16 protein-coding genes are annotated in these 20,053 nt (G+C 66.5%); 7 read left to right on the top strand and 9 right to left on the bottom strand.

Annotated features, from left to right (window positions below):
• Window positions 1-142: 142 nt before the first annotated feature.
• The 6 genes from J4O76_RS08255 (at window position 143) to J4O76_RS08230 (ending at window position 9,194) form a co-directional block, all read left to right on the top strand.
• Entirely contained in the window at window positions 143-3,727 is a 3,585-nt protein-coding gene (locus J4O76_RS08255; RefSeq protein ID WP_426281270.1) for an autotransporter domain-containing protein, read from the top strand.
• 202 nt (window positions 3,728-3,929) lie between these two features.
• Window positions 3,930-4,400 carry a MarR family winged helix-turn-helix transcriptional regulator gene (locus tag J4O76_RS08250; RefSeq protein WP_426281269.1) on the top strand — a complete coding sequence of 157 codons (471 nt, stop codon included), beginning with the start codon at window positions 3,930-3,932 and terminating at the stop codon, window positions 4,398-4,400.
• Window positions 4,397-5,806: an efflux transporter outer membrane subunit gene (locus J4O76_RS08245; RefSeq protein ID WP_426281268.1), complete on the top strand. Its 1,410-nt coding sequence runs from the start codon at window positions 4,397-4,399 to the stop codon at window positions 5,804-5,806. The genes J4O76_RS08250 and J4O76_RS08245 overlap by 4 nt, the downstream gene beginning before the upstream one ends.
• Window positions 5,803-6,966, top strand: coding sequence for an efflux RND transporter periplasmic adaptor subunit (locus J4O76_RS08240; RefSeq protein WP_426281267.1), 1,164 nt, complete (start codon window positions 5,803-5,805; stop codon window positions 6,964-6,966). Before J4O76_RS08245 ends, J4O76_RS08240 begins: the two co-directional genes overlap by 4 nt.
• Window positions 6,967-7,240: 274 nt before the next feature.
• The gene (locus J4O76_RS08235) at window positions 7,241-8,785 is read left to right on the top strand and encodes a DHA2 family efflux MFS transporter permease subunit (protein ID WP_107953850.1); all 1,545 of its coding nucleotides are present in this window, start codon (window positions 7,241-7,243) and stop codon (window positions 8,783-8,785) included.
• A 133-nt stretch (window positions 8,786-8,918) separates the two neighbouring features.
• Window positions 8,919-9,194 (top strand): hypothetical protein, encoded by a 276-nt coding sequence (locus J4O76_RS08230; protein WP_426281265.1) that lies wholly within the window; start codon window positions 8,919-8,921, stop codon window positions 9,192-9,194.
• Here the strand turns inward: J4O76_RS08230 and J4O76_RS08225 are convergent.
• Together J4O76_RS08225 and J4O76_RS08220 are read right to left on the bottom strand one after the other, a co-directional pair.
• Window positions 9,191-10,237, bottom strand: a complete 1,047-nt coding sequence (locus tag J4O76_RS08225) for a lactonase family protein (RefSeq protein ID WP_426281263.1) — start codon at window positions 10,235-10,237, stop codon at window positions 9,191-9,193. The two genes, J4O76_RS08230 and J4O76_RS08225, sit on opposite strands and share 4 nt — an antisense overlap.
• A 48-nt stretch (window positions 10,238-10,285) precedes the next feature.
• On the bottom strand, window positions 10,286-10,438 hold the full coding sequence (locus J4O76_RS08220; protein WP_156362382.1) for a hypothetical protein: 153 nt from the start codon (window positions 10,436-10,438) through the stop codon (window positions 10,286-10,288).
• A gap of 137 nt (window positions 10,439-10,575) precedes the next feature.
• Between J4O76_RS08220 and J4O76_RS08215 the strand changes: the two genes are divergently transcribed.
• Window positions 10,576-10,833 (top strand): hypothetical protein, encoded by a 258-nt coding sequence (locus J4O76_RS08215; RefSeq protein WP_056489263.1) that lies wholly within the window; start codon window positions 10,576-10,578, stop codon window positions 10,831-10,833.
• Between the two features lie 21 nt (window positions 10,834-10,854).
• Here J4O76_RS08215 and J4O76_RS08210 read toward each other — a convergent pair whose 3' ends face one another.
• From J4O76_RS08210 to J4O76_RS08180, 7 genes are all read right to left on the bottom strand, one after another.
• Window positions 10,855-11,130, bottom strand: coding sequence for a hypothetical protein (locus tag J4O76_RS08210; protein WP_253070794.1), 276 nt, complete (start codon window positions 11,128-11,130; stop codon window positions 10,855-10,857).
• A 91-nt stretch (window positions 11,131-11,221) separates the two neighbouring features.
• Window positions 11,222-12,634 carry an efflux transporter outer membrane subunit gene (locus J4O76_RS08205; RefSeq protein WP_107953855.1) on the bottom strand — a complete coding sequence of 471 codons (1,413 nt, stop codon included), beginning with the start codon at window positions 12,632-12,634 and terminating at the stop codon, window positions 11,222-11,224.
• 10 nt (window positions 12,635-12,644) lie between these two features.
• The gene (locus J4O76_RS08200) at window positions 12,645-15,824 is read right to left on the bottom strand and encodes an efflux RND transporter permease subunit (RefSeq protein ID WP_426281261.1); all 3,180 of its coding nucleotides are present in this window, start codon (window positions 15,822-15,824) and stop codon (window positions 12,645-12,647) included.
• Window positions 15,825-15,971: 147 nt separating this feature from the next.
• Entirely contained in the window at window positions 15,972-17,249 is a 1,278-nt protein-coding gene (locus J4O76_RS08195; protein WP_426281260.1) for an efflux RND transporter periplasmic adaptor subunit, read from the bottom strand.
• Complete coding sequence (locus J4O76_RS08190) at window positions 17,246-17,644, bottom strand: hypothetical protein (protein ID WP_333929425.1); 399 nt, start codon at window positions 17,642-17,644, stop codon at window positions 17,246-17,248. The genes J4O76_RS08195 and J4O76_RS08190 overlap by 4 nt, the downstream gene beginning before the upstream one ends.
• Before the next feature lie 315 nt (window positions 17,645-17,959).
• Complete coding sequence (locus tag J4O76_RS08185; RefSeq protein ID WP_426281258.1) at window positions 17,960-18,574, bottom strand: TetR/AcrR family transcriptional regulator; 615 nt, start codon at window positions 18,572-18,574, stop codon at window positions 17,960-17,962.
• Between the two features lie 64 nt (window positions 18,575-18,638).
• Window positions 18,639-19,940 (bottom strand): UDP-glucose dehydrogenase family protein, encoded by a 1,302-nt coding sequence (locus J4O76_RS08180; RefSeq protein ID WP_426281256.1) that lies wholly within the window; start codon window positions 19,938-19,940, stop codon window positions 18,639-18,641.
• Between the last annotated feature and the right edge of the window lie 113 nt (window positions 19,941-20,053).

Below are 20,053 nucleotides of genomic sequence, written 5' to 3'. Positions count from 1 at the left end.
TGACAATTTTACAACGTTCACGACGGAATATTACAATAGCGTGAACGAAGCATAGTCATTGATTGCGTTCCCAAAATGGTCTGCATACCCTCGTCACATTGGCGTACGCCCCACAGCGGGCGGCGCGGACAAGGGGATGAATGTGACGACTATCGCTACCTCGCGCACGCGCGGCGCACGCACCGGATCGCGCCATGCACGCGCGGCTTTGCTGACCTCGACGGCGTTGCTCGCCGCGGCGGCGCTGCCGTCTATCGCGGCCGCGCAGGATCGCCTGCCGCGGCCCGAATCGATCGCCTATTCAAGCGCGCTGAACCCCGCCGACCTCGTCTCCGAACCGAACATCGTGATCTCGGCGCCCGGCACGCCGACGACCGCGCAGGATCCCGGCAACGGCGTTAACGGCGTAGGCCAGATGACGATCTCGACGGGCGGCGGCGGCGTCGGCCTGTGCACGGGGACGCTGATCAATCCGCGCACGGTGATCTTCGCCGCGCACTGCGTGAGCGAGAACGCCGCCGGCACCGGCGCGCAGAACCCCTGGGGCTATGGTGCGCAGGGCGGTGGCATCCCGATCGCGTTCGGTTTCCAGCAGAACAACCGTCCGGCCCTGCTCGACTGGTTCCTGCCGACCACCGCGACCGGCGCGGTCAACACGCAGCAGTACAAGACCAACACCGCCAACTTCCTCTATAACGTCAACCAGGTCGTCTATAACGCCGACTCGCTGAAGCTCGGGCTCTCGCAGAACTTCCTGCAGGGCGACGTCGCGATCGCGACGCTGGATACGCCGGCCGCCAACGTGCCGACCTGGGCGCTGCTGCTATCGGCACTGCCCGCGCCCGCGTCTATCGGCGATACCACCGGTACCGGCTATCACGTCACGATCACCGGCTATGGTCGGAGCGGTCAGGGCGGCACGCTCGTCGGCGACACCAACGGCATCGATTACCGCCGCCGCATCGCCGAGAACACGATCGGTATCCTCGGCTCGTTCGATGACCTGAACGGGTTCCTCTATGGCTCCATCGATGGCATGCCGCAGAACCTGTACCAGCTCGATTTCGACGATCCCCGCCGTGGCACCGCCGCTGCAAGCCCGTATGATTTCAACGTGTTCAAGGACGCGCCGCTGGCCAAGGAAGGCACGACGGCGGGTGGTGATTCGGGCGGTCCGCTGATCCTCGATCGGACGTTCGCCAAACAGGTCGTGATCGGCGTGCTGTCGGGCGGCAATCGCTTTTTCAACGAACAGCCCTTCGGCGCCTATGGCACGGCGAGCTTTTACCAGCCGCTATACCTGTTCTCGGACTATATCGCGGCGAACAATCCTTACCGCTATGCACAGACGAAGACTGGCGACGGGCTGTGGACCGATGCGTCGCATTGGGTGACGGCGCTCGATCCGAATTACCAGATCATCGTCGACGGCAAGCTTGTGAACGGCGTGCCGACCACGACCGGGGCCGGGATCGCAGGAGACGCGAACAAGTTCGGACAGATTTGCGATCAGGAGCCCGGTTTCGGCATCGACGTCTGTTTAGACATCAAGACCAACGTCACCTATGTCGACGGCAAGCCGGTTGCGACCAATGCCGCGACGACATCGGCTGCGGCTGGTGTTGCCGTTGCGTCGAAGGGCGCACCGGGTACGGTCGGCGAAGGCAAGATCGTCGAGGCGATCGCGCAGAAGACCAGCGTCGATATCGCGACGCTTGGCGGTAGCGCCCAGAGCATCGCGCAGGCGGGGACCACCGGCGCTGGTGGCGATGCCGTGGCGTTGGCGGTTCTGTCGCCGACGCTCGCCAACGGCCTGCCGGGTGCGAGCAATTTCGTGCCCAACAACATCGACCCCGATCGCACGACGCAGCGCAGCGCACGCTATTACGACGTCACGCTGTCGGCGGCGGGCACGACCACGCTGAACTCCGCGGTCACGGTCGACAAGTTCACCGTTTCGGGCAGCACGGCGAAGCTGGCGGTAACGTCGGCCGGGTCGCTTACCAGCCTGATGACGATCAACCAGGTGACGGGCGTCGTCCAGAACGACGGCGTGATCTCGACGCCGGGCGATTACTTCATGCTGGCGGGCATGCTGACCGGGTCCGGGCGGATCAACACGCCGTTCTTCACCAGCGTCGCCGGGATGATCGCGCCCGGCACGACGGGGACGATCGGCACGCTGACGATCGGCGGCAACGGCGTGCTCGCCTCGAGCACCAATTTGCTAGTCGATCTCGGGCCCAACGGCACCTCGGACAAGCTCGCCTTCGCGGCGACGACGTTCAACGCAGCAGGGGCCGCGACCAACGGCATCGTCAGCCTCAGCGGTCGCGTCGGGTTCGCGCCAGTCGCCGGCTATACCGTGCGGTATAACGACCTCTACACGATCCTGACCGCGCAGGGCGGCATCACCGGCGCGTTCGGTGCGGCGACCCCGCTCAGCGCGATCCTGACGCCGAGCTATGTCTACAGTACCAACGCGGTGCAGGTGCGGATCCTCGCGGGTCAGTATCGCAACGTCGTCGATGCGACGCCGGTCCAGTCGGCCTATGCCGGGCTGCTCGACCAAAATCGTTCCAACTATGCGGCGCTGAGTGGGGTATATGGTTCGCTAGACCTGCAGAACGCGGCGACGATCCGCTCGACGCTCGAGGGCCTTGCGCCGCGAGCCGAGACGCTCAAGTCGAGCCTCGGCGTCGCGTCGATCGACACGATGTCGCGCTTCTATCGTGATCACATCGCGCAGATCGATACGCGTGGCGGGCTCGGCGGTACGCTTGCGCTGATCGGCAAGCCGGTCCAGGTGGCCTCGCTGATGGCGAGCGACCTGCCGGGCGGGCAGGACACGATGAGCGATTCGAGCGGCACCGTGTTGCAGCAGGGTCGTCTGCCCGACGACATGAGCGGCTTCATCGCGGGCGGCTATATCGACGGCAAGAGCCGGTCGATGCCGGGGACCAATCCGTTCGGCGGGCATGACAAGTTCGACGGTTACTTCGCGGCTGCCGGTCTTGAAAAGCAGGCAGGCGAGGGTGGCGTGATCGGCTTCTCGTTCTCGTACACCAACACCGACGGAACGACCGGCGGGATCGCGCAGCGCGCGAAGGGCGAACTGTTCCAGGGCACGCTGTACGGCAAGCTGGAGACCGCATCGGGGATCGTCCTCGATACGCAGTTCAGCGCGGGCGCGTTCGTCGCCAAGACCGATCGCAATGTCGGCTTCGTCGGCACCAGCTATCGTCTGCGCGGCACCGACAACGCGTTGACCGTCGTCAGCGAGGTCGGGCTCGGCAAGGCGTTCGACCTGTCGATGCTCAAGGTCGGCCCGCGCGTGTCGATGCGCGCCAGCCATATCGGCTTCGGCAAGTCGATCGAGAATGGCGGCGGACCAGCCCTGTTCGTCGATCGCGACAGCTTCGACAGCCTGCAGGGTCGTGCCGGGCTGGTGCTCGGCGGCAGTGGTTCGTTCCGGCCTTATGCCGCCGCGAACTACGTCCATGACTTCCAGTCGACGCCGGGCGTGTTCGGCGCGAACTTCGTCGGCGGGATCGGTCCGAACGCACTGTTCGCGCTGGCCGGGCAGGACAAGAACTGGGGCGAGATCAGCGCTGGGCTGACGCTGGTCGGCGACAGCGTCGACATCTCGGTCGGCGGGGACACCACCGTCGAGCGCAAGGACGTGTCGAACCAGTCATACAAGGGTTCGATCAAGTTCCGCTTCTGATCGAGGGCAGTTCCAGATCGTTGGAATGGCGAAAGGGTCATCCGCTCATGCGGGTGGCCCTTTTCGTATTCGTGGCCGACCCTGCTTAAAAATCGGGGGACTGAGCGCTTTCGAGGCGCGTCCATCCACCAGTCCGCCGTCCTCACCTCAACATGCAAAACGTGCAATTGACTGCCTGGGCAATGGTTGCCATGGCAACGACATGGCGTTCTACACCAAATCGGAATTCGGGCCGGACTGTTCGCTCGGCTACCTCGCGCGGCGGATCCATCAGATCGGGCAGAGCCTGATCGAGCCGGTGTTTACGGCGGAGGGTCTGTCCGGGACGCAGTGGTCGGCGCTCATGTCCATCCTCGCAGGCCGGGCGGCGACGTGTGCCGACCTCGCGCGGGATCTTTCGCACGACAAGGGTGCGACGACGCGGCTGGTCGACGCGATGGAGCAGAACGGGTGGGTCACGCGGTCGCGGGCGAGCGACGACCGGCGGGTACTCAATCTCGAACTGACGGCCGACGGCGAGGCGGTTGCGATCCGGTGTCGCGATAAGATCATAGAATACTGGAATAGCCTGCTGACGGGCTGGGACCGGGCCGAAATCGAGAAGCTGATCGAACTGATGCAAAAACTCCGCACGACGCTGGACGACGCTCTGACCGAAGGACGCCGCGCATGAAGATTGGCACTGCCCTGGCCCCGATCACGGTGGCGGGGCTGCTCGCGGGGTGCGCGATCCCGGCGTCGAAGACCGTCGTGGAGCCGGTATCGGCCACCGCGCTGGGGCTGGCGCCGGACGCCGCGCCGGTGATCGCAGCCGACTGGTGGCGGTCGTTCGGCGATCCGCAGCTCGATCGGCTGGTACGCGATGCGGTCGAAGGCAGCCCCTCGCTCGATGCGGCGCTGGCACGGGTCGCGCAAGCGCAGGCGGTGCTTTCGACGCGGCGTGCCGACAATGGCCCCGACGTGACGCTCGATGCGCAGGAGCAACTCGCGCGACTGAGCGGGCGCTACACGATCCCGCCGCCCTATGCCGGGTCGACACGGTTCGTCGGGTCGACCGCGGCGAACCTCAGCTGGAACCTCGATCTGTTCGGGCGCCAGAAGGCCGCGATCGAGGGCGCGCGGGCGTCGGTGCGTGCGGCTTCGCTCGACGTCGCGGCGGCGCGGATGGCGCTGTCGGGGGCGGTCGTGCAGACGTATATCGATCTCGAACGCGCCGAGGCGCAGGCGGGGATCGCGCAGCGTACGATCGCGACGCGCCAGAATTCGCTTCGGCTCGTGAACGTGCGGATCCGCAACAACCTGGCGAGCAAGCTCGACGCGCAGGCTGCGACGACGTTGTTGGCGCAGGCGCGGCAAGCGTTGCTGCGCGCGCAGGCGGCGCAGGTGCTCGCGAAGAATGCGCTGGCAGCACTGGCCGGGCGTGGTGCGGATTATCCGGCGACGATCGGTGCGACGGCGTTGCAGCTCGACGCGGCGTTGCCGTTGCCCAAGACCGTACCGGCCGACCTGCTCGCGCGGCGTGCCGATATCGCGGCGGCGCAAGCGCGGATCGAGGCTGCGGCCGCCGGGCGTCAGGTTGCGCGCAAAGCGTTCTATCCGAACGTCAATCTGGCGGCGCTGGCGGGGTTCCAGGCGGTCGGGCTCGGCAATCTGTTCTCGCTCGATGCGGGCACGGTCGGCGTCGGGCCGGCGGTCCATCTGCCGATCTTCGACAATGGCCGGTTGAAGGCGGACCTCGCCGGCGCGACCGCCGCGCTCGACCTGGCGACCGCGGATTACAACGACCGGGTGATCGGTGCGGTGCGTGAAGCAGGTGACGCGGTGGCGCGGATCGGGGCGCTCGACGCCGACCGGCAGCGACAACGCGAGGTGGTGCGCGGCTATGCCGAGACCGGGCGGCTGAACGCGATCCGCGTGTCGAGCGGCCTCGATAGCCGGCTCGATCTCGTTGACAACGACGTCCGCACGCTGGCCGCCGAACAGGCCGATGCCGACCTCGCCGCCGATGCTGCGCAACAGCGCGTGCAGCTCGTGCTGGCGCTGGGTGGTGGTTATGATTTTCAGGGGATGATGCGATGACCGATACGCAAACGCCGGCGCCCGCCGCGGCTCCGACCGGCAATCCGCGGGCACGCAAGCGCGCGTTGACGATCCTAGGCGTGGTCGTCGTGATCGGCGCGATCGTGTGGGCGGTATTCCACTTCCTGCTCGCCGCGCCTGAGCAGGAGACCGACGATGCCTATGTCGCGGGCGACGTGGTGGCGATCACCGCGCGCGATCCGGGGCAGGTGACCGCGATCCACGCGGACAACACGCAGGTCGTGAAGGCGGGCCAGCCGCTCATCGACCTCGACGCGGCGACCGCGGATGTCGGTGTGGCGTCGGCGGAGGCGGAACTTGCGCGGGCGGTGCGCGCGACGCGGTCGGACTTCTCGAAGGTCAACGAGACCGGGGCTGCGGTCGTGCAGGCGGAGGCTGAACTGGCGCGGGCGCGGAACGATCTCGCGCGTCGTCGTGGTGCGGCCGCAGAAGGCGCGATCTCGGGCGAGGAACTCAGCCATGCCGCGGACCAGGTGAAGGTCGCGAGCGCGACGCTGCAACTCGCGCGCAGCCAGCAGGCGCAGTCGAAGAACGGTGTCGTCGGCACCACGGTATCGAACAACCCGGCGGTGCTGGCGGCGATCGCGGCCTATCGTCGCGCGGCGATCACGCGGAGTCACATGCACGTCGTCGCGCCGATCGACGGCGTTGTCGCGCAGCGGACGGTGCAGCTCGGGCAACAGGTGTCGGCGGGGATGCCGCTGATGGCGGTGGTGCCGCTCGACCGGGTCTGGGTCGATGCGAACTTCCGCGAGACGCAGCTGCGTGATCTGCGGATCGGGCAGGCGGCGACGGTGACGGCCGACATGTACGGCGATGACCTGGTCTATCATGGCCATGTCGTCGGGTTGGGCGCGGGTAGCGGCAACGCGTTCGCGCTGCTGCCGCCGCAGAACGCGAGCGGGAACTGGATCAAGATCACCCAGCGCGTGCCGGTGCGGATCGCGCTCGACAAGGGTGAGCTGCGGCGCAATCCGCTGCGGGTCGGGCTGTCGGTGAATGCGATCGTCGATACCGCGGACAAGTCGGGGACGATGGTCGGGCGGCCTGCGGTGGCGGCGTATAAGGGGCTGGCGACCGGGCAGGGGGATGCCGCGGTCGATGCGAAGATCCGCCAGATCATCGCGGCTAACCGGTGATGGTTTTGCGGTGGCCATTACTCCGGTGCGGTCCTGCTCTCCTTGTTCTCCCGCGAAGGCGGGAGTCCAGTGTGGGTCCCCGCCTTCGCGGGGAAACAAGCTTGTCGCTGCCCACCGCGCTTCATACTGCACCACCCCGGCGGAGGCCGGGGCCCAGTTGGAGAGGTGGTCGTAACGGCGCGCTGCCTTCCGTTAGCCTCGTTTCCCAACTGGACCCCGGCCTTCGCCGGGGTGGTTGCGGTGTAGCAGTTCGCTCTAAGCGGGACGCTCTCTGATGGCAGCCCCCTCCGGCGCCGGTCCCGCCCCTCTCGTCGGCGGTTCGCTCGCCCTCACCGCATTCGCGCTCGCGCTTGGCACCTTCATGCAGGTGCTCGACACGACGATCGCCAACGTCTCGCTCCCCACCATCGCCGGTAATCTCGGCGTCTCGAGCGATAACTCCACCTGGATCGTCACCGCGTTCGCCGTCGCCAACGGAGTCGCGGTGCCGCTGACCGGGTGGCTGATGGGCCGATTCGGCGTGGTGCGGACGTTCTGCGTTTCCGTCTTCCTGTTCACGATCGCGTCGTTCCTGTGCGGGATCGCGTGGGACCTGCCGTCGCTGATCGGCTTCCGCATCCTCCAGGGCGCGGTGTCCGGGCCGATGATTCCGGGCAGCCAGGCGCTGCTGATCGCGATTTTTCCCGTCCACAAGCGCTCTACCGCGCTCGGCATCTGGTCGATGACGACTTTGGTCGCGCCGATCATGGGGCCGATCCTGGGCGGCTACATCTCCGACAATTATCACTGGAGCTGGATTTTTCTGATCAACGTGCCGTTCGGGATGTTCTGCGCGTTCGTGTGCTGGAACAAGCTCGGCAAGCGCGACACGCCGACGCGGAAGCTGCCGATCGACCAGGTCGGGCTGATCCTGCTGGTGATCTGGGTCGGTGCGCTGCAGATCGTGCTCGATCTCGGCAAGAACGACGACTGGTTCGCCGCCGACCGTATCGTCATCGCCGCGGTCGTCGCCGCGATCGGCTTTGTCGGCTGGATCATCTGGGAGCTGACCGACGCCAACCCGGCGGTGAACCTGTCGCTGTTCAAGAGCCGCAACTTCACGATCGGGACGATCGCGTTCTGCCTCGGCTATGCGGTGTTCTTCGCCAACACGCTGCTGCTGCCGCTCTGGTTGCAGACGCAGCTTGGGTATACCGCGACCTGGGCGGGGCTGGTCGCCGCACCATCGGGCGCGGTGGCGGTGATCCTAACGCCGTTCGTCGCGCGGCTGAGCGGCAAGATCGACGCGCGCATCCTCGCCACGGTGGCATTCGCCTCGTTCGGCTACTCCTATTACCTGCGCTCGGGTTACACGACGGGCGCGAGCTTCTACGACCTGATGCTGCCGCTGATGGTGCAGGGGATCGCGATGAGCACGTTCTTCCTTGCGATGCTGACGATCTCGCTCGACCGTATCCCGGCGGAGCGGCTGCCGTCGGCGACGGGCATCTCGAACTTCGCGCGCATCACCTCGGGCAGCTTCGCCGCGTCGATCATCACGACTGCCTGGGATCGCCGCGAGACGCTCCACCAGAGCCGGTTGTCGGAAGCGATCGGGACCGGTTCGCCCTACCAGATGGCGCAGGGTGCGCTGACGCGGATGGGGCTGACCGACGTGCAGGCGGCAGGCGCGATCACGCGGCAGATGGTGGCGCAGGCGTATCTGCTCGCGTCGACCGACCTGTTCCGTATCTCGGCCTGGCTGTGCCTCGCGATGGTCATCATCGTCTGGTTCACGCGGCGTGCTAGCCCTCCGCAAGGGCCGATCGCAGCGGATTGATCGCCCAGGTTGTTGTTTTCTTACCACCGGCGGGCCGTCGTACGATTGCCCGCCGATTGAAACGTTATCGCAACCACTTGGCCCCTAACGGTCGCTTTACCAGATACGAACTGCCTGTGGGGGGCCAGCTACCATGATGACCAAGAACACCGTTTTGCGGATCGCAGCCGCATGTCTTTTGTCGAGCGCGGCGCCAGTCTGGGCCGGTACGCCGACGACCTGCATCCAGTCGATCAGCACGCCGCGCCTGGTCTGCGACGAAGGGGCGTGCGTGCGCGTCTCGGTCAAGGATCTGTGCGATGCGGTGCGCGCGTCCTATCCCGTCAAGCGCCGTGCGGTGAAGCCGATCCGTATCGACGAAAACCCGGTCCGTACCGAACTGACGCTATTGATCGCCAGCGTCAGCTAAGCGACGAAGGCGAACGCGGCGCCGGGGACGTGCACCGCGAAGTCGGTCGGGGCGAGCGTCCCGTCCGGCAGGATACCAAGCATCGTCACGCGCTGATCGCGTTCGTGGACGACGAGCATCCGGTTTTCCTCTTCCAACACCATGAAGACGCGCGGCGATGCGCCTCCGCTGGCGATATGCTGGAGGAGGGTGGGATCGCCGCGTTCGTTCAGCGCGAAGACCGCGATGCTGTCATGGCCGCGGTTGGAGACGTACAGCCGGTCGCCCGCGGCATTGGCACCGATGTGCGCGACGATGTTCGCGCCGTGCCAGCCTGCGGGGAGGGTGGATAGTGACGCGCGGGGCTTCAGATCGCGGCCCTCGACGGTCAGCGCGATGAGCGTGCTATCGAGTTCACAGGCTAAATACGCCGATTGCGTGTGCTGCTCATGGAACAGCATGTGTCGGGGCCCTGATCCGGGCACGGCCTTGAGCGCGACGTGCGGCGTGCCGAGCGTCTGCCGTTCCGCGTCGAACGAGAAGGCGAGCACTTCGTCGGTGCCGAGATCCGCGACATACAGGAACCGGTTGTCGAGGCCGAAGCCGACCCAGTGCGCGTGCGGCGATTGCTGGCGTTCGGGATCGGGGCCGCTGCCGTCATTGGCGTGCACAATTGGCTGGCCGACCGGCAGACCACTCCGTGGATCCAGCCGGAACAGCGAGACGCTCCCGCTCGCATAGTTCGCGACCGAGACGCACGATTGCGTGCGATCCAGCGCGACGTGGCACGATGCTGCGCCACCGACCGGGACATGCGCTAGCCGGACCCAGCCCGAGGCGGTGCGACGGTGTACGCCAAGCGCGCCGTCGTCCTGCTCGTCGACCAGGTAGTGAAGATCGAACCGCGACGAATAGGTGCCGAACGATGCGTTGCGTGCGTCCGCGTAGGGCGCGGCAAGCGTGCCAATTTGATCAAGCGGATAGAGGCCCATACCGCCTCCGCCGGCATAGGTGCCGATCCAGAGGAATTTTGCGGTGTCGGGGTGGGGGTCGGGACGGGTCATCCGTCGGCTTCTAACCGCGGTCGGTGCTGCATCGCATCCCAATTCAGATCAGCGCTCGATCAGCGCGACCAATTGCTCGCGGTACAGCAACGCCAGTTCTTCGTGCATCCGCGCGATGATCGCGTTCGGTGCCTGAATCGCGAGCACGGACTGGTCGTCCATCCGGCGTTCGATCACGGAAGGGTGTGGGAGAAAATCCATTACCATGCTTTTGGCCGCACGATATTGCGGCCGGATTTCGCAACACGGTTAATCTCGAAATCCTCCCCGGAAGAAGTGTGTTGCGGCAAAATTTCCGAAGGCTGGTATTGGCGTCGGCGTTGCCCTACCGCGGCGTCATGGGCGATCTGGATAGACTGGTACCTTCGGGGATAATCGAGCAATGGGTCTATCACCTGCGACGACAGCGTTCGCGGGCGAGCGACGCGATCTGGCTGATAGACCAAGGGTTTACCCTGCATGACGGGCAGGATGGCATCCCGTCGCACGACGCCACCGCGCGTTGGCGGGCTGAGCAGGAGACCGTCGTCGAGGAAGTGACCGCGTTGCTCGCGCTCTACGACAAGATCAACCTGGGCAAGGCCGACATCGCCTGACATTCCCAGTCGGATGGGCTGCTATCCGGCATCACCGTAACTCCGGCGGATCAGGTCGCCGGTCTGCTCCAGCGACGAGCTTTGCGGTGGTTCGGCATCCGGCATTTCGGCGACCAGTTCGGCCGTCGCCGCGAGTTGAAGATGTCGCTCGCTCAGGACCCGATGCGCAGTATAGGCCGCGTCCGAGCGCGCGGAAACGGCAAGTACCCGTTCCTGCGCAGCCCGGTCTTCATGATACGTGGCACGATCACGCCACGCTGCGGCGTTCGTATCCGTCTGTGCGATGTCGTCGGTCATACTGCGGTCCGTTCGTCGTCAGACTTGATCTACTTTAGTTGCTCCTTACAGTATTATGTCGGTTATCGCATCGGTTCTCGATGGATCTACCTCATGCGGCAGGGCGGCTCGGCGCCTGCCAGCCACCACCCAGCGCACGGAACAGATCGACCTGCGCCCCTGCGATCCGCGAGTCGGCGGCGGCGAGGTCCGTATCCGTATCGGCAAGCGTGCGCTCGGCATCGAGGACGTCGAGGAAGTCGATCTGGCCTTCGCGCTGGCGGGCGCGGGTGATGCGCGCGGCGGTGGCGGCGTTGTCGTGTGCGGACTGCAACTGCGTGCGGCGGTCGAGTTCGCGGGCGTAGTTCGACAGCGCGGTCTCGGTTTCCTCCAACGCGGTGAGGACGCTGCCATCGAAATTGGCAAGTGCGCCGCGCGAGTCCGCCTCGGCGCCCGCGATGCGCGCGCGGGCGGCGGACTGGTTTAGCGACCAGTTCAGCAGAGGGCCGAGCAGCCAGCGGATCGGGCCACCGGTGAAGATGTCGCCGACACTAAGTGCGGTCGAGCCGATCGACCCGCCGAGCGAGATTTGCGGATAGAGCTGCGAGGTCTGGACGCCGATCCGCGCCGTCGCCGCCGCCAGCCGACGTTCGGCAGCGTGAACATCTGGGCGGCGGGCTAGCAACGTCGCGCCGTCGCCGATCGGGATCGGCTGGTCGAGGCGCGGCGTGGTGGTGCGCGCGCCGGCGGTTGCAGGCAGGTCCTGCGGGGTGCGGCCGGTGAGCGTGGCAAGGCGGAAAAGCGCGGCCTGGCGCTCGGCCTCGATCTGCGGGATGTTGGCGGCGCGCTGATCACGAAGGGCGGCGATCCGGACCTGATCGAGGCGGGCTGCGCGACCGGCGTCGACGCGCTTGCCGGTCAGCGTGTTCGACTTGTCGAGCAGGTCGACGATCCGCCGCGCGACCGCGAGACGTTCGGCGGACGAGGCTGCGTCGACATAGGCGCGGGTGGTGGCGGCGACGATCGAGACGCGGACGGCATCCGCATCCGCCTGCGCCGCGCCGACGTCACCGCGCGCGGCTTCGACGTTGCGGCGGACTCGGCCGGCGAGATCGACTTCGTAGCTGACGTCGAGACCTACGTCGTAGGTGGCGCGCTCGCGGTCGAGGCCGGGCAGGTTCTGGAGCTGCGAGGTGCGCGCGTAATTACCGCTCGCGCCCGCGTTCACCTGCGGCTCGCGGTCGGTCTTCGCGCCGCGCAGGGACGCCCGGGCGCTGTCGAGCCGCGCGACGGCGACGCGGAGGTCGGTATTCGCTGCCAATGCATCCGCGACGAGGCCGTCTAGGACGGGGTCGCGGTACATCCGCCACCAGTCGTTGTCGGGCGCCGTCGTGACGGTGGCCGCGTTCGCGGTGACGAACGACGCCGCCGCCTTGGGTGGGGTGATGGGTGCGACATAGTCGGGGCCGGCGGCGCACGCGGCGAGCGTCAGCGCCGAGAGGCTCGCTAGGAGGGCGGACTTCATGATGCTGGTCCTATTCGGCTGGCTGAAGGGTCGCGGCGGGTGCGGCGGGACGGCGGCGTTCGAACCGCAGCGCCAGCGCCCGTGCGACGACATAGAAGGTGGGGGTGAAGAGCAGGCCGAACCCGGTCACGCCGATCATCCCGAAGAACACCGCGGTCCCGAGTGCCTGACGGAGTTCCGCGCCGGCACCGGTCGCGATCACCAGCGGCACCGCGCCGAGGATGAAGGCGAAGCTCGTCATCAGGATCGGCCGCAACCGGTCCTTCGCCGCGCGGACCGCGGCCTCGACGGGGGTGAGGCCATCCTGTTCCTCGGCCTGCTTGGCGAACTCGACCACCAGGATCGCGTTCTTCGCGGCGAGCGCAATCAGCACGACCAGGCCGATCTGCGTGAGGACGTTGTTGTCCATGCCCCGCAGGTTCACGCCGGTCATCGCTGCGAGCAGACACATCGGCACGATCAGGATGATCGCGAGCGGCAACGTCAGGCTCTCATATTGCGCGGCGAGCACGAGGAAGACGAATACCACAGCCATGCCGAAGACGAGAGCGGCGGTGCTGCCGGCGGCCTTTTGCTGGTAGGCGATGCCGGTCCATTCGTGCGCGTAGCCGGCCGGGAGCGACGCATCGGCGAGCTTCTCCATCGCGACCAGCGACTGGCCGGACGAATAGCCCTTGGCAGTGTCGCCATCGACCTCGACCGCGGGGAAGAGGTTGTAGCGGACCACGCGGTAGGGGCCGGTCTTGTCCTTGAAGGTCGACACCGAGCCGACCGGGACCATCTGGCCCGAGTTGGAGCGCGTCTTCAGGTTGGCGATGTCTGCGGTGGTGTTGCGGAACGGTGCGTCGGCCTGCGCGGTGACGCGGTAGGTGCGACCCAGCAGGTTGAAGTCGTTGACGAACGCCGAGCCGAGATAGACCTGCAACGCCTCGAACACGCGCTCGGGGGGAACGCCCAAGAGGTTGGCCTTGGCGCGGTCGACGTCGGCGAAGATGCGCGGGGTCGCCGTGTCGAAGAAGGTGTAGATCTGCGCGAGACCCTTGGTCTGGTTCGCCTGGCCGATCAGCGCGTAGCTCGTCTTGCCGAGGTCGGCGTAACCGTGCCCGCCCTGGTCCTGTACCATCAGGCGGTAGCCGCCGGCCGAGCCGATGCCCTGGATCAGCGGTGGCGGGACGATCAGCAGGCGTGCTTCGGTGATGTCGCCGGTCGCCTTCTGCGATTCCGCCATGATGCTCGCGAGCGTAACGCCGAGCTTCTTGCGTTCCTCGAAGCTTTTTAGCGGGATGTAGGCGGCGGCCGAGTTGGGGGCGAGCGTCTGCGACGGGCCGTCGAAGCCCGCGAGCATGACCGCGCCCTTGACGCCGGCGAGCGGCAGGATGCGTTTCGCGACCTTCTGCATGACCGCGTCGGTGCGCTCGACCGACGAGCCGGGCGGAAGCTGGATGACGGTCAGGAAGTAGCCCTGGTCCTGTGCGGGGACGAAGCCCGACGGGGTGATCGTGAACACGCCGACCGTGACCGCGATCAACGCGGCATAGGCGATCATCATCCGGCGCGGCGCGGTGACCAGGCGCGCGGTGAGGCGGGCATAGCTGTCGCTCATCCGCTCGAACCCGCGGTTGAAGGCATCGCCAGCGCGACGGACCGTACGGGTCAGGCGGTTGCCTGAATCGGCGGGGGCAGTCGGCTTGAGCAGCATCGCGGCGAGCGCCGGCGACAGCGTCAGCGAGATCAGCAGCGAGATGATCGTGGCGGTCGAGATCGTCACCGCGAACTGACGGTAGAACGCGCCGGACAGCCCGGTGAGGAACACGGTCGGGATGAACACTGCGCACAGCACGAGCACGATCGCGACCAGTGCGCCCGAGACTTCGTCCATCGACGTGCGCGCCGCCTCAAGCGGGGAGAGCCCGTGTTCGAGGTTGCGCTCGACATTCTCGACCACGACGATCGCATCATCGACGACGATGCCGATCGCGAGGACGAGGCCGAACAGCGAGAGGTTGTTGAGGCTGTACCCGGCGGCGGCGAGCACCGCGAAGGTGCCGATCAGCGAGACCGGGATCGCCACGATCGGGATGATCGCCGCGCGCCACTTCTGCAGGAAGACGAGGATGACGAGCACGACGAGGACCATCGCCTCGAAGAGCGTGTGCTTCACCGCGTCGATCGACTGCGCGATGAACTCGGTCGGGTTGTAGATGACCTTGTATTCGAGGCCCTTGGGGAAGCGCTTCGACATCGACTCCATCTCGGCGGTGACGGCCTGCGCCGCGCCGAGTGCATTCGAGCCGGGACGCTGAAAGACCGCGGCGATGACCGTCGGCTTGCCGCTGAGATAGGTATTCGCGCCGTAATCCTGCGCGCCGAGTTCGACGCGCGCGACGTCCGAGACGCGGACCTGGCGGCCTTGTGCGTCGGTGCGGATGACGACGTCGGCGAACTGCTTGGGATCGGTGAGGCGCCCCTGAGTCTCGACGTTGAGCTGGAACGCGCTGTTGCCCTTGTCATAGGGCGGCTGGCCGAGCGTACCGGCGGCGACCTGGACGTTCTGCGCGCGCAACGCGGCGACGATCTCGCCGGCGGTGAGGTCGAGCGCGGCGGCACGGCCGGGATCGATCCAGACGCGCATCGAATAATCGCGCGCGCCGAACAGCTGCACGTCGCCGACGCCGTCGATGCGGCTGAGGCGATCGCGGACCTGGGTCAGCGCGTAGTTGGAGATATAGCCGCGATCGAGCGAGTTGTCGGGCGAGACGAGGTTCACCACCATCAGGAAGTCGGGCGACGTCTTGCGCGTCACCACGCCGAGACGCTGGACGTCTTCGGGCAGGCGCGGGACGGCGACCGCGACGCGGTTCTGGACGAGCACCTGCGCGGCGTCGAGGTTGGTGCCGATCTTGAAGGTGACGGTGATCGTGACCTTGCCGTCGCCGGTCGATTGCGACGACTGGTACAGCATGTTGTCGACGCCGTTGATCTCCTGCTCGATCGGCGCGGCGACGGTTTCGGCGACCGTCTCGGCGGAGGCGCCGGGATAGGTCGCGCTGACGGTGACGGTGGGGGGGACGATGTCGGGATATTGCGACACCGGCAGCGTCATGTAGGCGATCGCACCGACGATCGTGATGATCACCGCGATCACGCCCGCGAAGATCGGCCGGGTGATGAAGAAGCGCGAGAAGCGCATGGGAATTTCCTCGGTAGAGGGGCGATCCGTCCGCGCACGCCCCGTCATCCTGACGAAAGTCAGGACCCAGGGTTACTCAGCGGGACGTCTCGAACTCTGGGTCCTGACGTTCGTCAGGATGACGGAATTTTGGTCGGGGTAACGATGTTACTTGGCGAGCGTGGCTTCACCCGAGATCGGCTGGACCGACGCCGGCGCCGTCGTACCCGACGCCACGACGATCCGGCCGACCTTCGGCGCGACAGTCGCGCCGGGCATCGCCATCTGAGTCCCCTGGATGATGATCCGGTCGTTCGGCCCGATCCCCGAGCGCACGATGCGCAGGCCATCGACCACCGGCCCGAGCTCGACCGGCTTCTGGCTCACGACGTTCTTCGCATCGATCGTCAGCAGGACCTTCCGCGCCTGATCGGTCTGCACCGCCTCGTCGGGTACCAGCAGAGCCTGCCGCGTTCCCGCACTTGCGAGGCGCATGTTGCCGAACATCCCTGGCGTCAGGAAATAGCCTGGGTTGGCGAGGACTGCACGGCCGCGGATCGTGCCCGAGCGCTGGTCGAGCCCGTTGTCGGTGAAGTCGAGCTTGCCCTTCCAGCGATGCTCGGTCTCGTCCTGCAACTGGATCTCGACCGCGGCCGGCGTCGCGCCGGGCTGACGCGCGCGCTGCGTCTTGAGATACAGCGCCTCGGAGCCGTCGAACGTGAAGTAGATCGGGTCCAGCGCGTTGATCGTCGTCAGCACCGTGCCGCCGGTGCCTTCGCCCCCCGCGACCTGGTTGCCCGCATCGACGCGGCGATCGGAGATACGACCGCCGATCGGTGCGCGAACCTGCGTGAAGCCTACGTCGAGCGCGCGGGCGCGTTCGCGAGCCTGCGCCGCGGCGAGTGCGGCCTGCGCTGCTTCGAGCCGACCGCGGAGTGCGTCGACTTCGCCTGCGGAGACGGCTTCGTCAGCGACGAGCCGCTGTGCGCGACCCAGATCGGTACGGGCCAACGACAAGGCGCTGCGTGCGCTCGCGACGTTGGCGTGTGCCTCGGCCAGAGCGGCGGCGAACGGACGGGAATCGATCGTGAAGAGTAACTGGCCCTTGCTGACGATCTCGCCGTCGCGGAAATGGATGCCGGTGACTTCGCCGGCAACGCGTGGGCGGATCTCGACGGTGCGGCTCGGTGCGAAGCGGCCGACATAATCGTCCCACTCGCTGACCTGCCGGACGAGCGGCGACGCGACCGTGACGGAGGCGGGCGGGGGTGCCGCCATCGCCGCGTCGGGATGGTCGAACAGCTTCACGCCGACCGCGCCGAGCAGTGCGATCGGCACGAGCACCATTGCGCCGCGCTGCCAGGCCGGCCGTCGGTGACGGTCCGCGGGCGGCGACGCGACGACGTCGGCGTCGTTCGCGGCCGTGATCGTGGTAAGTTGGTTCACGCTGCGATGCTCCGCTTCTGCTGGATGCCGACGCGCATGCCGGTCACGCTCTCGACGAGCGTTTCGATCTGTGCCTCGGCGAAACCCGCGGCGAGGAAGCCCTGGATCTCGGCCATCGGCAACGCGAAGCCGCGACGCCAGGCGTACACAGCCATTCGGCGCAACGCTTCGAGCCGGGGGTCGGCGAGCCGCGACGCGGTGCTCAGGCCGAACAGGCTGCCCATTGCCCGCGACATGCGGCTCGGGCCGGACAGGCTGCGCAACGTGTCGCGCTTGGCGAGCGCGATGACGCTCCATTCCAGCGCGGAGAAGCCGGTCGGGGCAGGGGCGGCGATCGTCTGCGTGCGGCTGGTGACGGGCGAAGCGAACATGTTGTCGAGGTCGAGATAAGCCATGGGATTGTCCCCCTTTTGATCTTAGGCAAGCGCTCGCCTTCGTCGGTGGACGGTCCACCGACGTCAGCTGGTCGCGAGGCGTGCGCGGTCGTTGCCGGCACATCACCGTGCCGCGCTTGCCCGCTTGGAATGTTCGAAAATCAGGCCGAAGCCGTCTTAGGTTTGAACCGTGGTCATGGGTTGGTGTCCCCGGTTGCCCCATCCGAAGTAGGAGGGAGCTTCGATACCAGTCGGTATATAAACCTGACGTTCATCTAGTCAACAAGACTTTTGTACCGGCCGGTATTTTTTCCCGCGGCGCGGCAGAAACCGTGTCTATTTGGTTGGCCACATAAGCATGCTGGTCTCGACGAGCTGCTGTAGCTCATTGCAGCTAGCGCCCGAACCAGCCTGAATCGACAGCCCCTGCATGATCGCGAAGAGGTAACGCATCAGCGCATGCGACTCGAGGCCCTCGGGGAACTCGCCCGCGGCCTTGGCTTCGTCGAAACGCTTCATCAGCGCGGCTTCGGAGGAGGCCCGGCGCTTGGCGACCTCGGCCTTGATCGGCTCGGCTTCGGCGCTGCAGGCGACACTGCTGATGACGCTCAGGCACCCCTTGGGATCGCAGGTGCTCATCTGCATCTGCAGCGCACCGCGCAGAAGGTTTTCCGCTACGGCACGCGCGGTCGGCGCGTCGAGCGCGGACGTCATATAGGCGAGCTTCTCACGCTCGTAGAGGTCGAGCGCCTTGTGGAACAGCGCCTCCTTATTGCCGAACGCGGCGTACAGGCTGGGCTTGGTGATCTTCATCTCGGCGGTCAGTTCCGCCATCGATGCGCCCTCGTACCCGTTGCGCCAGAACACGCGCAACGCACCCGCCAGCGCTTCGTCGAGATTGAACTCGCGGGGGCGGCCCTTGGGGGCGGTGAGCGTGCAAAGCCTATTCATACCGTTCGGTATATAGTGAGAGCGCGCAAAAGGTCCAGTGACTGGAATATGTTGCCGGGGACGTTCACCGACCGACGGCGGTGTAGGCGAACCCGGCCTGCTCGACGTCGGCGCGCTGATAGACGTTGCGCAGGTCGACCATCACCGGCCCGGCCATCACGCGCTTCAACCGCGCGAGATCGAGTGCGCGATAGGCATCCCATTCGGTCACGATCACGACCGCGTCGGCACCCTCGGCGGCGTCGTATGCGTCCGCGCAGTAGACGAGGTCGGGCATCATCGCCTTCGCCGGCGTCATGCCTTCGGGATCGTGCGTGCGGACCGTCACACCGGCGTCGGCTAGCGCGGTCGCGATCGCGAGGCTTGGGGCGTCGCGCATGTCGTCGGTGTTGGGCTTGAACGTCAGGCCGAGCAGCGCGACCGTCTTGCCGCGGGGATTTTCGCCCAGCGCGTGCAGGACTTTCCGCCCCATCGCGCGCTTGCGGCTGTCGTTCACCTTCACGACGGCTTCGACGATGTGGACCGGCGTGTCGTAATCCTCGGCAGTCTTGAGCAGCGCCAGCGTGTCCTTGGGGAAGCACGAGCCGCCATATCCCGGCCCGGCGTGGAGGAATTTCTTGCCGATCCGGTTGTCGAGCCCGATCCCGCGCGACACGTCCTGCACATCGGCACCGACCGCTTCGCACAGGTCCGCGATCTCGTTGATGAAGGTGATCTTGGTCGCGAGGAACGCGTTCGCCGCGTATTTGATCAGCTCGGACGTGCGGCGACCGACGAACAGGATCGGCGATTCGTTGAGATAGAGCGGGCGGTAGACGTCGCGCATGACCTGTTTGGCGCGCTCGTCCTCGGTGCCGATGACGATGCGGTCGGGGCGCTTGAAGTCGCCGATTGCAGCGCCCTCGCGGAGGAACTCGGGGTTGGAGACGACCGCGACGTCGATGTCGGGACGCTTCTCGCGCAGGATAGCCTCGACTCGGTCGCCGGTGCCGACGGGGACGGTCGACTTGGTCACGACCACGGTCGGGCCGGTGACCGCGGCGGCGATCTCTTCGGTGGCGGCGAACACGTAGCTAAGGTCGGCATGGCCATCGCCGCGCCGCGACGGCGTGCCGACCGCGATGAAGATCGCGTCGGCGCCGGCGACCGCGCTGGCGAGATCGGTGGTAAAGGTCAGCCGTCCCGCGGCGACGTTCGACGCGACGAGCTGATCGAGGCCGGGCTCGAAGATCGGCATGCGGCCGGCATGCAGCGCATTGATCTTCGACTGGTCCTTGTCGACGCAGATCACGTCATGGCCGAAATCCGAAAAGCAGGCGCCGGACACCAGGCCGACATAGCCAGAACCGATCATCGTGATGCGCATGGACGTTCCCCGTAAAAGCCGCGCGACCTATCGAGACTAATGCGCGCGGGTGCAAGCTGGCGGGCGCAACCAAAGCGGAGCATACCGGTTGAAACTTCGACCAAATGGCAGCG

The organism is Sphingomonas sp. NFX23, assembly GCF_049887795.1.
GTDB lineage: Bacteria > Pseudomonadota > Alphaproteobacteria > Sphingomonadales > Sphingomonadaceae > Sphingomonas.
This window is presented reverse-complemented; position numbering and strand designations above follow the sequence as displayed.